Here is a 15,445-nt window from a genome sequence, read left to right as displayed (position 1 = left end):
GACGAACTTGCGTGAGGGTTTCGATCATAACCGCTATAATCGCGGCCTTTTCATCAGGCTATACGATTCCGACATGAGCCAATCCAGCGACCTGATTCAATCTGCACAACGCACCATCCGCCTCGAGGTCGAAGCCGTACAAGGCTTGCTGCCGCATATCGACGCGGATTTCGTGCGCGCTTGCGAGATGATTCTGGCCAGCAAAGGCCGCGTAGTCGTGGTCGGCATGGGCAAGTCCGGGCACATCGGCAACAAGATCGCCGCTACCCTGGCCAGCACCGGCACCACGGCGTTTTTCGTCCACCCGGCCGAAGCCAGCCATGGCGACATGGGCATGATCACCCGCGACGACATCATTCTGGCCCTGTCGAACTCCGGCTCCACCCATGAAATCATCACCCTGTTGCCATTGATCAAGCGTCTGGGCATCCAGTTGATCAGCATGACCGGCAACCCGAACTCGCCGCTGGCCAAGGCCGCCGAGGTCAACCTGAACGTTCACGTCGAGCACGAAGCCTGCCCGTTGAACCTGGCCCCTACGTCTTCCACCACCGCCGCGCTGGTCATGGGTGACGCCCTGGCCGTCGCACTGCTTGAAGCCCGTGGATTTACCGCCGAAGACTTCGCCTTTTCCCACCCGGGCGGCGCACTGGGCCGACGCCTGCTACTGAAGGTGGACAATGTCATGCACGCCGGACAGGATTTGCCGCAGGTCCAGCGTGGAACCCTGCTCAAGGACGCGCTGATGGAGATGACCCGCAAGGGCCTGGGCATGACCGTCATTCTCGAAGCCGATGGCAAACTGGCCGGGATCTTCACCGACGGTGATTTGCGTCGCACGCTCGACCGCAGTATCGACATCCACAGCGCCACGATTGATCAGGTCATGACCGCCCACGGCAAGACCGCCCGCGCGGAGATGCTCGCCGCCGAAGCCCTGAAAATCATGGAAGACCATAAAATCAACGCACTGGTCGTGGTCGACAGCGAAGACCGACCGGTTGGCGCCTTGAACATGCACGATTTGCTGCGTGCGGGAGTAATGTAATGAGCACGGACCTGCTGCAACGCGGCCAACAGATCAAACTGGCCGTATTCGATGTCGATGGCGTCCTGACCGACGGCCGCCTGTATTTCCTCGAAGACGGTAGCGAATTCAAGACCTTCAACACCCTCGACGGCCAGGGCATCAAGATGCTGATGGCGGCCGGTGTGCAGACCGCGATCATCAGCGGTCGCAAGACCCCGGTAGTAGAGCGACGAGCAAAAAACCTCGGCATCGGGCACCTCTATCAGGGGCGCGAAGACAAACTGGTGGTGCTCGACGAGCTTCTGGGCCAACTCAACCTAAGCTATGAACAGGTCGCCTATCTTGGCGACGACCTGCCCGACCTGCCGGTGATTCGGCGCGTCGGCCTGGGCATGGCTGTGGCCAATGCCGCAAGCTTTGTGCGCGAACACGCCCATGGCGTGACTCACGCCCGCGGCGGCGAAGGTGCCGCCCGAGAATTCTGCGAATTGATCCTGCGCGCCCAGGGCCGCCTCGATGCGGCAAACGCCGCGTACCTGTGAGCCAAACATGTCGTTGAAAAAAATTCGCAACATCCTGGTGTTTGGTTGCATCGCCGCGATTTTTGCCGCGGTCGGCTATTGGAACATCAGCCCGGAACGCTTCCTCGACAAGCAAGTGGCACCCGTCGACGAAAGCCAAATCGACTATTACGCTACCAACGCCCACAGCGTGCAGTTCCTGCCCGATGGCAGGCTTCAATATGAAATGACGTCTGACAAGGTCGAGCACCTGAAAGCAACCGAGGTGACGTTGCTGACCAACCCTGACCTGAACATGTTCCGCGGCACCGAGTTCCCGTGGCACGTCCAGAGCGAAAAGGGTGAAGTCAACCCGGACGGCACGCAGGTTGAACTGATCGATTCGGTACGCATCACGCGTTTCGACGAAAAAAACCGCAGAACGCTGATCACCACCACCCGCATGACGGTGTTCCCGCAGCAGCAATATGCGCAGACCGAGCAACCCGTTAGAATCGACGGCGCTGGCGGCGTATCGACTGGTACCGGAATGAAAGCGTATTTGAAAGAAAGCAGGATACACCTGCTTTCGAACGTAAGAGGACAGTATGAGGCTCGTTAAAACCCTCCCTATTTTGCTCAGTCTGGGCGCAGCACTGGGAAGCGTGAGCGCCTGGGCTCTGCCGAACGATCAAGAGCAGCCTATCCGCATTCAAGCCGACGACGCCCAACTGGACGACAAGAATGGCGTTGCCACCTATAAAGGCGATGTGATCATCACCCAGGGCTCGATGATCGTTAAGGGCAACACCGTAACCATCACCCGCACCCCGACTGGCGACATCGATGTCGTGACTTCGGTGGGCAACCTGGCCTACTTCGAACAGCTGCAAACCCAGGGCGACACCAAGCCCGTCCAGGGCTGGGGTGTGACCATCCAGTACCACGCCTCGCAAAACCGCGTGGTGCTGATCGATCGCGCCAAAGTCATCGACAAGGACAACAACACCACCCAGGGCGAGAAAATCGTCTACGACACCGTCAAGAAGCTTGCGAGCGCTGGCCGTGCAACAGGCAACAAGGTCACCGAAGCGCGTCCGCGCATCGACATGGTGATCCAGCCGAAGAAGAAAACCGACGAGCAAAAGGCCCAGTAATGGCAACTCTGAAAGCTCAGCATCTGGCCAAGAGCTACAAGAGCCGCCAGGTCGTGCGTGATGTCAGCCTGTCCATCGACAGCGGTCAGATCGTCGGCCTGCTGGGCCCTAACGGCGCCGGCAAGACCACCTGCTTCTACATGATCGTAGGCCTGGTACAGGCCGATCAGGGTCGCGTACTGATCGACGATCTGGACGTCAGCCACCAACCCATGCACGGCCGCGCGAAGGCCGGTATCGGCTATCTGCCGCAAGAAGCGTCGATCTTCCGCAAACTGTCGGTCGCCGACAACATCATGGCCATCCTCGAGACCCGCAAGGAACTCGACAAGGCCGGTCGTCGCAAGGAACTGGAAAGCCTGCTCCAGGAGTTCCACATCAGCCACATCCGTGACAGCCTCGGCATGAGCCTGTCCGGTGGCGAACGCCGCCGTGTGGAAATCGCCCGTGCCCTGGCAACCAACCCGAAATTCATCCTGCTCGACGAACCCTTCGCCGGCGTGGACCCGATTTCGGTGGGTGACATCAAGCAGATCATTCATCACCTCAAGGCCAAGGGCATTGGCGTGCTGATCACCGACCACAATGTCCGCGAAACCCTGGACATCTGCGAAACCGCCTACATCGTCAACGATGGCCAATTGATCGCCGAAGGCGACGCTGAAACCATCCTGGCCAACGACCTGGTCAAGGAAGTGTATCTGGGCCATGAGTTCCGCCTGTAAGCACTGAGGTGTCTGGCTAGTCGACGGGCGCTTGTCTCGATAAAAAATCAACATTTTTTTATTGTTACAGCGCTCTAGGCAAACACTTCAGTTTCGGGCATATAATTTGCTTATGTTTGGCGCTCCGGCGCCCTGTAGTGGATGGCGCATGTGCGCCGGCGAATAAGGTGTTAAGCCCCTGCCATGAAACCATCGCTAGTCTTGAGAATGGGCCAGCAGCTGACGATGACACCGCAGCTGCAACAGGCCATCCGCCTGCTCCAATTGTCGACCCTGGACCTGCAACAGGAAATCCAGGAGGCCCTGGAGTCCAATCCGATGCTCGAACGCCAGGAAGACGGCGACGACTTCGATAACACCGACCCCCTGGCCGACAACGTCGAACAGAAGCCCAACCCCGACATTCAGGAACCCTCCTACCAGGAAAGCGCACCGACGGTTGATAACCTCGAGGAAGGCGACTGGAACGAGCGCATTCCCAATGAACTGCCCGTCGACACCGCCTGGGAAGACGTCTACCAGACCAGTGCCAGCAGCCTGCCGAGCAACGATGACGACGAGTGGGATTTCACCACCCGCACATCGGCCGGCGAAAGCCTGCAAAGCCACCTGCTGTGGCAATTGAACCTGGCGCCAATGTCCGACACCGATCGCCTGATCGCCGTGACCCTGATTGATTGCATCAACAATCAGGGCTATCTGGACGAGACGCTCGAGGAAATCCTCGAAGCCTTCGATCCGGAACTGGACATCGAACTGGACGAAATCGAAGCTGTTCTACACCGCATCCAGCAATTCGAACCCGCCGGTATTGGTGCCCGCAACCTGGGCGAATGCCTGCTGCTGCAATTACGTCAGTTGCCGGCCAAAACCCCTTGGCTGAACGAAGCCAAGCGCCTGGTCACCGATTTCATCGACCTGCTCGGCAGCCGCGATTACAGTCAACTGATGCGCCGCATGAAGCTCAAGGAAGACGAACTGCGCCAGGTGATCGAACTGGTTCAGAGCCTTAACCCACGCCCAGGCTCGCAGATCGAGTCCACTGAAGCCGAATACGTCGTTCCCGACGTGATCGTGCGCAAGGACAACGAACGCTGGCTGGTGGAGCTCAATCAGGAGTCGGTTCCACGTCTTCGGGTCAACGCCCAGTACGCCGGTTTCGTGCGTCGCGCCGACACCAGCGCCGACAACACCTTCATGCGCAATCAGTTGCAGGAAGCCCGCTGGTTCATCAAAAGCCTGCAAAGCCGCAACGAAACCCTGATGAAAGTAGCCACCCAGATCGTCGAGCATCAACGCGGCTTCCTGGAGTACGGCGACGAAGCCATGAAGCCGCTGGTTCTGCATGACATCGCCGAGGCGGTCGGCATGCACGAATCGACGATTTCACGCGTAACCACACAGAAATTCATGCATACCCCTCGGGGCATATATGAACTGAAATACTTTTTCTCCAGCCATGTCAGCACCTCCGAAGGTGGCGAATGCTCGTCCACGGCGATCCGCGCGATCATCAAAAAACTGGTTGCTGCGGAAAATCAGAAAAAGCCGTTGAGTGACAGCAAGATCGCTGGTTTACTGGAGGCACAAGGCATTCAGGTGGCTCGCCGCACCGTCGCCAAGTACCGCGAATCCCTGGGGATCGCGCCTTCGAGCGAACGCAAGCGGTTGATGTAGAGCCACGCCACAGCGTTCCAGTGGTAGATCATCTGATCTACCGCTTTATGCACTGGCAACGAAGGAGAAGCTGTATGCAAGTCAACATCAGTGGACACCAACTGGAAGTGACCGAACCTCTTCGCACCTACATCGGCGAAAAACTCGAACGATTAGAGAGGCATTTCGACAAGATCACCAACGTTCAGGTCACGATGACCGTCGAAAAGTTGAAGCAGAAAATCGAAGCCACGCTGCATATTCCCGGCAATGAAGTGGTCGCTAACGCGGAACATACCGACATGTACGCGGCGATCGACGCACTGACCGACAAGCTGGACAAACAACTCAAAAAGCATAAGGAAAAGACCCAGAGCCTCCTTCAGGGCGCTACGGGTCGTTAACACTCCCAACCCATGATCCGACTTGAAAGTATCCTGACCCCCGGCCGTTCCCTGGTGAACGTGCCGGGCGGCAGTAAAAAGAAAGCCCTCGAGCAAATTGCCAACCTGATCGCCCGGGAAGTGCCGGATCTGGAGATGCAAGATGTCTTCGAGGCTTTGATTGCCCGCGAAAAACTCGGCTCGACCGGTTTTGGCAACGGTATCGCCATTCCCCACTGTCGCCTGAAGGGTTGTACCTCGCCCATCAGCGCTTTGATGCACCTTGACGCCCCCATAGATTTCGACGCCATCGATGGCGCACCGGTTGACCTGTTGTTCGTTCTGTTGGTCCCGGAAGCTGCTACCGATGCGCACCTGGAGCTTTTGCGCCAGATCGCCAGCATGCTCGACCGCAAGGAAGTGCGCGAAAAACTGCGCAGTGCCCCGAGCAATGAAGCCTTGTATCAGGTTGTCCTGAACGAGCAAAACGGTCAGTAATCATGCGTTTGATCATCGTCAGCGGCCGCTCCGGCTCGGGTAAAAGTACCGCCCTCGATGTGCTTGAGGACAACGGCTACTACTGCATCGACAACCTGCCTGCCGGGTTGCTGCCGGAACTTGCCGAACGCGCGTTGATTCACACCGAGCTGGTACAGCCACTCGTTGCTGTCTCCATCGATGCACGCAACCTGCCGAGCCACCTGTCGCGGTTTCCCGAGCTGCTGGAAGAAGTCCGCAGCCGGCATATCCAGTGCGATGTGCTGTACCTGGACGCTGATGAAGAAACCCTGCTTAAACGCTTTTCCGAAACCCGTCGCCGTCATCCACTGAGCAGTGCCAATCGCTCGCTGGCCGAGGCGATCAACGATGAAACCAGCTTGCTCGGCCCCATTGCCGACCTCGCCGACCTCAAGGTCAATACCACCAACCTTAACCTGTATCAGTTGCGCGATACGATCAAGCTGCGCCTGCTGAACCAGCCGGAACCCGGTACGGCGTTTCTGGTGGAATCCTTTGGCTTCAAGCGTGGCATGCCGGTGGACGCCGATCTGGTGTTCGACGTGCGCTGCCTGCCCAATCCCTACTGGAAACCCGAGCTTCGGGCGCTGTCCGGGCTTGATCAACCCGTTGCCGAGTACCTTGCTGCCCAGCCGGATGTGGAAGAAATGTTCCAGGACATTTCTACATATCTGCTCAAATGGTTGCCCCGCTTTGCCGCCAGCAATCGCGCCTATGTCACTATTGCCATTGGCTGCACCGGCGGGCACCACCGGTCTGTCTACCTGACCGAACGCCTGGGCAAGACGCTGCAACAATCCCTGAAGAACGTCCAGGTTCGCCACCGCGACCTCAGCTAAAGGATTCACACCGCGATGCCTGCTCTGGAAATCGAAATCATCAACAAACTCGGCTTGCATGCCCGTGCTTCTGCAAAATTCGTCGGGGTCGCCGGTGAGTTCAAGGATTGCACGATCAGAGTAGGACGCACTCCGGAATCCACGGTCGACGGCAAAAGCATCATGGCCATGATGATGCTCGCTGCGGGCAAGGGAACCAAAATCTATATCAACACCGAAGGCGAAGACGCGCAAAGGGCACTGGATGCGTTGAAAGACTTGATCAACCGCTATTTCGACGAAGGCGAGTAGACGCCAATCCAGGCTAAAGCTGCTCTGTAGCCCAATAAAAAAGGCGCACCACCCGATCAGGTGGCGCGCCTTTTTTGTGACGAGCGGGTTTAGCTGCCCGCCACCGTCATTCGCTCGATCAGCACAGAACCCGTACGAATGTTGCTGCGCAGTTCCAGGTCATTACCCACGGCAACGATCTGCTTGAACATGTCGCGCATGTTGCCGGCGATGGTGACTTCCTGGACGGCAAACTGGATTTCGCCGTTCTCTACCCAGTAACCCGCCGCGCCACGGGAGTAATCGCCAGTCACCATGTTCAAGCCCTGGCCCATCAACTCCGTGACCAGCAAGCCGCGCCCCATACGACGCAACAAGGCTGCCTGATCCTCGTCGCCATGGGTAACGAACAGATTGTGCACCCCGCCGGCATTCGCGGTGCTCGGCATGCCGAGTTTGCGACCGGAGTAAGTACCTAGGATGTAAGACACCAGCTCGCCCTTTTCGACGAACGGCTTGGCGTAGGTCGCCAGTCCATCACCATCGAACGCCGCGCTGCCCATGGCTCGCATCAAGTGGGGCCGCTCGTCGATGGTCAGCCATTCCGGAAACAGCTTTTGCCCCAGGGTGCCTTCGAGGAACGATGATTTGCGATAAAGACTGCCGCCGGAAATCGCCGACAGGAAGCTACCGAACAAACCACCGGCCAACTCCGCGGAAAACAGCACAGGCACTTCGCAGGTCGGCACCGGACGTGCCCCAAGACGACTCGCTGCCCGTTGCGCGGCACGCTGTCCGATGCTCACCGGATCAGCCAGCAAATTGCCCTGACGGTTCACGTCATACCAGTAATCGCGCTGCATCTGGCCATCGGCCTCGGCGATCATTACACAGCTCAGGCTGTGTCGGGTCGAAGCGTAACCGCCAACAAACCCGTGGCTGTTGCCGTAAACACGGCAACCTTGATGGGTGCTCAGCGTAGTGCCGTCGGCATTCTTGATCCGGCTGTCGGCAGCAAACGCGGCCGCTTCACAGGCCAGGGCCTGCTCGATTGCCTGCTCTGGCGTGATATCCCATTGGTGGAACAGGTCGAAATCCTGAATGTCACGAGCCATCAAAGCGGCATCCGCCAGGCCCGACGCTTCGTCTTCAGAGGTGTGTTTGGCAATGGCCAAGGCGGCGGCCACGGTTTCACGAATCGCCTCAGGACCGCTGGCCGAGGTGCTGGCCGAACCCTTGCGCTGGCCAACGTACAAGGTGATGCCAAAACCCTGATCACGGTTGAATTCGACGGTTTCAACTTCGCGCTGGCGCACGGTGGTCGACAGGCCCTGCTCCAGGGACACCGCCACTTCACAGGCACTGGCCCCCTGACGCTTGGCTTCAGCGATGATTTGCTCGACTTGTTCTTGCAGTGCCGGCAACGCTTGCGGGCCGACGCTTTCAACTGCACTCATGCTGTTCTCCACTCAAATTCTGCTTTCGGTATAGGTCATCGAGCGACCGGGCCGGACAAGCGGCCCCCGACTGGTTATCATGGCGGCGTTTCTTTGCGGACGGCCACCATGGTTGATTCTTACGACGACTCCCTCGATACGGGAGAAAAAAGCAAATCCCAGGTCAAACGCGAGCTGCATGCTCTGGTTGACCTTGGCGAGCGCCTTACAACACTCAAGCCTGACTTGCTGGCAAAACTGCCCTTGACCGACGCGTTGCGCCGGGCCTTGGCCGATGCGCCCAAGCACGTTGCGAACATCGCGCGTAAACGGCACCTTCAGTTCATCGGCAAACTGATGCGCGATCAGGACACTGACGCCATTCTGGTTTTGCTCGATCAACTCGATGCCTCCACTCGCCAATACAACGAACGCTTCCACAACCTGGAGCGCTGGCGTGATCGCCTGATCGCCGGCGACGATGCAGTCCTGGAGAAGTTCGTCATCGACTACCCGGAGGCTGATCGCCAGCAATTGCGCTCCCTGATCCGTCAGGCCCAGCACGAATTGGCGACCAACAAGCCACCGGCATCGAGCCGTAAAATCTTCAAGTACATCCGTGAGCTGGACGAGACTCAACGCGGTCTGCGCTGAGACTCTGATCGGGTGAGTCGCCTGGCGGCTCACCCGCAGTTCCACGCCTTACGCGCCCGTGCCACCCACCGTGATCGCATCAATCTTCAGCGTTGGCTGGCCGACACCCACCGGCACCGACTGCCCATCCTTGCCGCACGTCCCCACACCGCTATCCAGCGACAGATCGTTACCGACCATCGACACTTTGCTCATGGCTTCCGGCCCGTTACCGATCAGGGTCGCGCCCTTGACCGGAGCGGTGATCTTGCCGTCTTCGATCAGGTACGCCTCGCTGGTGGAGAACACGAACTTGCCGCTGGTAATGTCCACCTGGCCGCCACCAAGGTTGGCGCAATAGATACCGCGCTTCACCGAGGCGATGATTTCCGCCGGATCGCTTTCACCGGCGAGCATGTAGGTGTTGGTCATGCGCGGCATTGGCAGGTGCGCATAGGATTCACGACGGCCGTTACCCGTGCGGGCAACGCCCATCAGGCGCGCGTTGAGCTTGTCCTGCATGTAGCCTTTGAGTACGCCGTTTTCGATCAATGTCGTGCACTCAGTCGGCGTACCTTCATCGTCAACGCTCAAGGAGCCACGGCGTCCGGCCAGGGTGCCGTCATCGACGATGGTGCAAAGCTTGGATGCAACCATCTCGCCCATGCGTCCGCTGTAGGCCGAACTGCCCTTACGGTTGAAGTCGCCCTCCAGACCGTGGCCAACCGCTTCGTGCAGCAGCACACCCGACCAACCGGAACCCAGCACCACCGGCAATGTACCGGCCGGTGCCGGAATGGCCTCCAGATTGACCAGCGCCTGTCGCAGCGCTTCACGGGCATAGCCCATGGCGCGATCTTCAGCGAGGAAATAACGGTAATCGGTGCGGCCGCCACCGCCGTGACCACCGCGCTCACGACGGCCGTTCTGCTCAACGATCACGCTGACGTTGAAACGCACCAGCGGACGAACATCTGCTGCCAGACCGCCATCGGTGGACGCCACCAGAATCCGCTCCCAGACACCGGCCATGCTCACGGTAACTTGCTGGATACGGGGATCGAGCGCGCGGGTCGCGGCATCGATACGCTTGAGCAGATCGACTTTCTCGGCACGGGTCAGCACTTCCAGAGGATTGTCTGGCCCGTACAGTTGCGCGACGTCCTGAGTGGTGAATGCCTGCACAGTGCCGTTTTGCCCGGCACGGGAGATCGAACGGGCGGCACGGGCCGCCGCACCCAAGGCTTCCAGCGTGATGGCGTTGCTGTAGGCAAAACCGGTCTTTTCACCCGATTGCGCCCGCACGCCCACACCCTGGTCAAGGTTGAAGCTGCCTTCCTTGACGATGCCGTCTTCCAACGCCCAGGACTCGGAAATCTGCCCTTGAAAATACAGGTCGGCGGCATCGATACCCGGGCCGGCCAGGTCGCCGAGCACACCCTGCAGGCTCTCGATCGTCACGCCACCGGGAGCCAGGAGATGATCACTGACTGAGGACAACAACTCGCTCATATGCTTTACGCCTTAAATTCGTCGTTCTGATGCAGGTCGCTCAGCGCCCTGCGAGAAAAAGCGCCGGTGACTGGACACCGGCATCCGCGCCCTGATGGACGCCTGTTCACTGCAGTCTCGTTCAGCCAGCAGCACGGCCTCACCCTGATCCTTTTGTGCCAGCACACGCCCCCATGGATCGATGATGGCGGCATGCCCCCAGGTTTCCCGCGGTCCCGGATGGGTTCCGCCCTGGGCGGCCGCGAGCACATAACACTGGGTTTCGATGGCCCGCGCGCGAATCAACACGTCCCAGTGCGCGGCACCGGTCACCGCAGTAAAGGCGGACGGCGCGGTAATCAGCTCCGCGCCGGCAGCACGCAATTCGCTGTACAGCTCCGGGAAGCGCAGGTCATAGCAGACCGTCAGGCCCACTCGCCCCACCGGTGTGTCGGCGACCACAACGCCACTGCCATAAGCATAGTCATCGGATTCGCGATAACGGCCGCGATTGTCTGCCACGTCCACATCGAACAAATGCAGCTTGTCATAACGCGCGACCGTCTCACCCTGATCATCGACCAGCAACGAACAAGCGTGCACCTTGGCCATCGGCTGATCCACGGGCGGTAATGGCAAGGTGCCGGCCACTATCCATAACTTGAGGTCGCGAGCGGTCTGTTTCAACCAGGGCAGGATCGGGCCTTCGCCCAGCGCCTCGGCGCGGCCGATGTCGGCAATGTCACGCCGCCCCATGGCCGCGAAGTTTTCCGGCAGCACGGCAAGCGCCGCACCGCCGGCCGCCGCTTGCTCGAGCAATTGACGGGCCTGGGCCAGGTTGGCCAGCACATCACTCTGACTGACCATTTGAATCACCGCTACAGACATGGCGCGCTCCTGAATGGATAGGCGTCCATGCTACTCCATAGGCTTGGAGTGTGGGTTCTGAAAAAGAGCGTCAAAAAGGCTTGTCATAGGTGATTTTCGGCTCTTTCCATGGCCCCTTGACGGTGTACTTCACACTGGCAAAGCGGGCCACGCGGTCACCGATCAACTTGTCGATCAGGAACAGAGCGCCACCGACGGCAGGCGCGCCCACGATCAGGGCGGCAATCGGCAGGTTGTTGGTCACCGGCAACGTCACCATCAGCTTGGCGTCGATCTGATCACCCACCAGGTTCAGGGTGCCGTCGAGTTCAACATTGCTCGACGGACCGGTCATCTGGATGGGTTCACGGGTCACGTAGACGCCGTTGGTCGCCACCAACAGACCCTTGACCCGGTCATAGCTCAAGCCCTTGCCGAACAGGTCGGAAAAATCCAGGCGCAATCGCCGGCCAATGGAGTTGAAGTTGAGCAGGCCGAACACCCGCAATGCCTGGGCGCCTCCTTCGACTTCAACAAACTGGCCCTCACTCATTGAGGCATTGAGGGTCCCGGAGAAACGCTTGCTGGCCAGCCAGGCCGGCGAACCGGGCCAGCGACCATCGACATCCATACGGAACTCCTGGCTGGTCACGCTCGGTGCAAAGCCCCATCCCTTGAGCACATCCGCCAGGTTCTTGCCGCTGATCCGCCCCTTGTACCAGCTTGTGCTGGAACCGGGCGCGCCTTCCCAGCCACCACTGCCTTGCAACAGGATGCCCTTGAGGCCCATATCCAGTGAGTTGAGGGCGATCCCCTTGGCAGTCGGACGAACCTTGAGCGACCAGGCACCGACCAGATCATTGCCCTGGAACAGTTGGTTGATGGTGATATCCAGCGCCGGGATCTTCGTCGGGTCCACGGAGGCCAGCGGGTCCGGCGAGTTTTCGTCGGCAAGGACCTTCGGATCGGGTGCCGGCAAACGCACGTACTGCAGATTAATGACCATCGGCGCGGCTTTCGCATCGGGAATGCTGGCGGTGCCCTTGACCTGCTGACTGTCGAGCTGCAAAGCCCAGGCGGCCGGTTTGCGCGTTAACTGCACGGATGCCTGATCCAGGGTCGTTCCCAATGCGCTGAGCTTGCCGACCTTGAAATCGGCACTGCTGAGCAACTGTTTGGCACTGCCGCCCGGGTCTTGCCCGGCGTATTTGTTCACCAGATCCTGCCAGGGGCCGACATCCAGCTCCGACAACACGCCGCGCACTCGCAAGCCCTTTGCACCAGGTAATACGGCATTGCCATTACCGAGGAACAACTCACCGCGACCCTCGGCAAAATTTCCGGGAGGTGCGGCAAAGGTGAAGTTCGCCAATTCGCCGTAATTCACCCAGTAGCGTCGCTCTGCCCCTTGCAAGGTCATGCGGAACGTCGTGTCACGCCCGGTTTCGACTGACATGCCGAAGGGAGCCGGCAAATCGACGGCGACACCTTTGAGATTGGAGTTGACCATCAACTGGCTATCGCCGCCATTGAGGGTCAGTTGCAATTGATAGGGGATCACGCCGCTCGCCGGCAACGGCTGAGTGACGCTCAGCCAGTTCGCAAGTTTCTTGACTTCGACCTGCCCCGAGGCCGTGACACGGGTATTGAGCTTGCCTTCACGACCATCGGCAAATATCTGTGCACTCACCGGTTTGTCGAACGCTTTTGCCGTGATGTTCTGGCCGCTCAACCCTTTGCTGCTGTCGAAACGAAAATCACCTTTGAGCTGAGTCAGTTCAAGAGGAGGCTCGGGCAATTTCAAACGGGCCTTTGCCGTTTTGAAATCGACAATGATCTTCGGCTGCTCGCCTTTGACCAACGGAATATCCAGCTTAAGTTTGCCTTGCAGATCACCCTCACCTTCCCAGCCGGCAAAAGTATCGGCAGTGCCGATCGGCGCTTCCTTGAGAATTTTCAGGCCATCACCCAAGCCGCCGGCAAACCCGCCGTCGAGGAACAGATGAATACTCTGCCCTTCCGGAACATGAGGAATGTTGACGTAAATATCGCTGACCTGGGTGTCGAGCAACTGCCCCTTGCTGGCCAGAATCCGCACGCCGCTGTCCTCGACGAACACGTCCCCCGTGACCTTGCTGACATGCGGCCAGCCCGGTTGAAACGCCAACTCGGCATCGTGCACTTTGAAAAACAGACTGATGCTGCGGGCGGCATCTTCGGCACCGTGGTTCAGCGACCCCTGGTACTGGAAGAAACCCTGATCGACTGCCCCCTTGAGAATCGCTGTACGCAGCCATTCGTCGAGTGCCGGGCTGAGGACGGCTGGTAAATACTTGGCGGTATAGCGTCCATCCCCTTCGACCATGCCGACCCGCAGGTCCATGTAGTCTTCCTGGTTGTGGTCGAAATGCAGCCGGATCAGGAAGTCACCGGCAATCTTGCCTTCCTCGCCCAATACCTTCAGGTACGGCGCGATCAGGGTGAAACCTTCTTTATCGAGTTTCCAGGTCAACCGGGCATTGGCCTGGATGTATTGCCAGGGCTTGGCGAAAATCGGGTCCAGGTGGAGCATGAAATCCTTGCTGTCCATGCGCAGCTCACCGTGGCCCAGGTCGCCGCTGATACTGCCGCTGACATTCCGTGCCGCCGGAGCGCCGTGATAGGCATCGAAACCTACCCGATCGAGGTTGGCGGCAAAGCTGAACTTGCTGTCGTCAGTAGCATTGGGCCGCACATCAATCAGAACGTTGCGCAAGCCACCGATCACCTTGAGTCGCTCGACCACCGTGGCAAAGCCTTCAGGTAATGGCGCCAGGGCATTGAGCAACGGCGTGAGCGGAGTGAGCTCGAGGCGGTCGGCTTGCAGGTGCCAAGCCTCTTGCGCCTTGTCGGTGGCCGCGAGCTGCTTGAGCTGCAAGCGTGATTCCCAGCGAGTCTCGCCCAGGTTCATGGCCAGAGAATCCAGGGTGACCAACATGCCTTCGTTGCTGCGCTGAAAATAGCCGTTGAGCGCCAGATTATTGATCTGGACCGGCTTGCGCTCGGCATAGGCCCCTTTGATTTGAGGCGCATTCAACCGAATAGCGGCGCTTTGCAAGGTTCCTTGGCCCCAGGTCGCCCACAGCTCGCCACCGGCCTTGATCTGCGAGAAATTCCATTGCTGGGAAACGCTTTCGGGCAGCCATTTAGACCAGTCACTTTGCGGCAGGCTCAGGTAGACGTCCGCCTCACCTTCCTTCCATTGACTGGCCTGAATGCGGGTACGCAGGCTCATCGCCACTGGCTGACCATCGGGCAGGGTCAAGCGGACATCGAGCCGCTGGCGGTATGCACCGGTTTTCAGATTCAGACCAACGTAAGTCAGGCTCAGCGGGGACTCACCCCAGGGCTGCAACGTGATCTGACTGTCGAGCACCGACAACTGCTGGACCATTTGCAGGCCATTGAGCAACTGCTCCGGGTCGAGGGGCTGATCGTTTTTTACCGGCAAACCTTCCAGCGCCCACTGACCATCATTGCCTTGTTTGAGGCTGATCTTCAGGCCATTGAGTTCCAGGTGGGCAATACGCACTTCGCGCGCCAGTAGACTGGCCCAGAGGTCCGGCACCGCCCGCACTTTGTCCAGGTGCAGCGCATTCGCACCCTCGCCGACCGTCACATCATGGGCCGACAATATGGGTGCGAAGCCGCTCCAGTTGCCTTCAAGTTCGCCAATCTGCAGCGGCATGCCCAAGGCGTCGCTGGCCCTGGCCTGAACCTCGCCGCGGTACTCGGCCACCAGTGGCGCCAGCTCACGGCCCAGACTGACGTATAACGCCATCAACACCAAAGCCAACGCGCACAGGCCAAGACCCCAACGGGTCAATGCGGCCAAAATGCGTGTCAGACGCTCCATGTCAGTTGGCTCCCATGGCAAAAGTTTTGCAAAAAGCTGAGGCC

Annotated in this window: 15 protein-coding genes; 11 read left to right on the top strand and 4 right to left on the bottom strand. The window is 59.2% G+C overall.

Annotated features, from left to right (window positions below; genetic code table 11):
* The first annotated feature begins 73 nt into the window (after positions 1 to 73).
* The 10 genes from ACGJAX_RS10385 (at position 74) to ACGJAX_RS10340 (ending at position 7,100) form a co-directional block, all read left to right on the top strand.
* Positions 74 to 1,048: a KpsF/GutQ family sugar-phosphate isomerase gene (locus tag ACGJAX_RS10385; protein ID WP_390958743.1), complete on the top strand. Its 975-nt coding sequence runs from the start codon at positions 74 to 76 to the stop codon at positions 1,046 to 1,048.
* A complete protein-coding gene (locus ACGJAX_RS10380) occupies positions 1,048 to 1,572 on the top strand; it encodes an HAD family hydrolase (RefSeq protein WP_090316116.1) in 525 nt (174 codons plus the stop codon). Before ACGJAX_RS10385 ends, ACGJAX_RS10380 begins: the two co-directional genes overlap by 1 nt.
* A 7-nt stretch (positions 1,573 to 1,579) precedes the next feature.
* A complete protein-coding gene (lptC, locus tag ACGJAX_RS10375) occupies positions 1,580 to 2,152 on the top strand; it encodes an LPS export ABC transporter periplasmic protein LptC (RefSeq protein ID WP_090316112.1) in 573 nt (190 codons plus the stop codon).
* Entirely contained in the window at positions 2,139 to 2,687 is a 549-nt protein-coding gene (gene lptA / locus ACGJAX_RS10370; protein ID WP_390958741.1) for a lipopolysaccharide transport periplasmic protein LptA, read from the top strand. The genes lptC and lptA overlap by 14 nt, the downstream gene beginning before the upstream one ends.
* On the top strand, positions 2,687 to 3,412 hold the full coding sequence (gene lptB, locus ACGJAX_RS10365) for an LPS export ABC transporter ATP-binding protein (protein ID WP_090316106.1): 726 nt from the start codon (positions 2,687 to 2,689) through the stop codon (positions 3,410 to 3,412). Before lptA ends, lptB begins: the two co-directional genes overlap by 1 nt.
* Before the next feature lie 183 nt (positions 3,413 to 3,595).
* Positions 3,596 to 5,089: an RNA polymerase factor sigma-54 gene (locus ACGJAX_RS10360; protein ID WP_090316103.1), complete on the top strand. Its 1,494-nt coding sequence runs from the start codon at positions 3,596 to 3,598 to the stop codon at positions 5,087 to 5,089.
* A 74-nt stretch (positions 5,090 to 5,163) separates the two neighbouring features.
* Positions 5,164 to 5,472 carry a ribosome hibernation-promoting factor, HPF/YfiA family gene (gene hpf, locus ACGJAX_RS10355; RefSeq protein ID WP_007941242.1) on the top strand — a complete coding sequence of 103 codons (309 nt, stop codon included), beginning with the start codon at positions 5,164 to 5,166 and terminating at the stop codon, positions 5,470 to 5,472.
* 12 nt (positions 5,473 to 5,484) lie between these two features.
* The gene (gene ptsN, locus ACGJAX_RS10350) at positions 5,485 to 5,949 is read left to right on the top strand and encodes a PTS IIA-like nitrogen regulatory protein PtsN (RefSeq protein ID WP_090316100.1); all 465 of its coding nucleotides are present in this window, start codon (positions 5,485 to 5,487) and stop codon (positions 5,947 to 5,949) included.
* A gap of 2 nt (positions 5,950 to 5,951) precedes the next feature.
* Positions 5,952 to 6,809, top strand: coding sequence for an RNase adapter RapZ (gene rapZ, locus ACGJAX_RS10345; RefSeq protein WP_090316097.1), 858 nt, complete (start codon positions 5,952 to 5,954; stop codon positions 6,807 to 6,809).
* A gap of 15 nt (positions 6,810 to 6,824) precedes the next feature.
* Positions 6,825 to 7,100 (top strand): HPr family phosphocarrier protein, encoded by a 276-nt coding sequence (locus tag ACGJAX_RS10340; protein WP_248914335.1) that lies wholly within the window; start codon positions 6,825 to 6,827, stop codon positions 7,098 to 7,100.
* A gap of 89 nt (positions 7,101 to 7,189) precedes the next feature.
* Here the strand turns inward: ACGJAX_RS10340 and pmbA are convergent, their stop codons facing one another.
* Positions 7,190 to 8,536 (bottom strand): metalloprotease PmbA, encoded by a 1,347-nt coding sequence (gene pmbA / locus ACGJAX_RS10335; RefSeq protein ID WP_090316094.1) that lies wholly within the window; start codon positions 8,534 to 8,536, stop codon positions 7,190 to 7,192.
* A gap of 108 nt (positions 8,537 to 8,644) precedes the next feature.
* Between pmbA and yjgA the strand changes: the two genes are divergently transcribed.
* The gene (gene yjgA, locus ACGJAX_RS10330; protein WP_090316091.1) at positions 8,645 to 9,169 is read left to right on the top strand and encodes a ribosome biogenesis factor YjgA; all 525 of its coding nucleotides are present in this window, start codon (positions 8,645 to 8,647) and stop codon (positions 9,167 to 9,169) included.
* Positions 9,170 to 9,217: 48 nt separating this feature from the next.
* On the opposite strand, the gene tldD is transcribed toward yjgA, so the two are convergent.
* The 3 genes from tldD to ACGJAX_RS10315 form a co-directional block, all read right to left on the bottom strand.
* Positions 9,218 to 10,660, bottom strand: a complete 1,443-nt coding sequence (gene tldD, locus ACGJAX_RS10325) for a metalloprotease TldD (protein ID WP_247256003.1) — start codon at positions 10,658 to 10,660, stop codon at positions 9,218 to 9,220.
* Positions 10,661 to 10,672: 12 nt separating this feature from the next.
* Positions 10,673 to 11,527, bottom strand: coding sequence for a nitrilase-related carbon-nitrogen hydrolase (locus ACGJAX_RS10320; RefSeq protein WP_390958736.1), 855 nt, complete (start codon positions 11,525 to 11,527; stop codon positions 10,673 to 10,675).
* Between the two features lie 70 nt (positions 11,528 to 11,597).
* On the bottom strand, positions 11,598 to 15,401 hold the full coding sequence (locus ACGJAX_RS10315) for a YhdP family protein (RefSeq protein WP_390958734.1): 3,804 nt from the start codon (positions 15,399 to 15,401) through the stop codon (positions 11,598 to 11,600).
* Positions 15,402 to 15,445: the final 44 nt, after the last annotated feature.

Source organism: Pseudomonas moorei (assembly GCF_042846945.1).
GTDB lineage: Bacteria > Pseudomonadota > Gammaproteobacteria > Pseudomonadales > Pseudomonadaceae > Aquipseudomonas > Aquipseudomonas moorei.
This window is presented reverse-complemented; position numbering and strand designations above follow the sequence as displayed.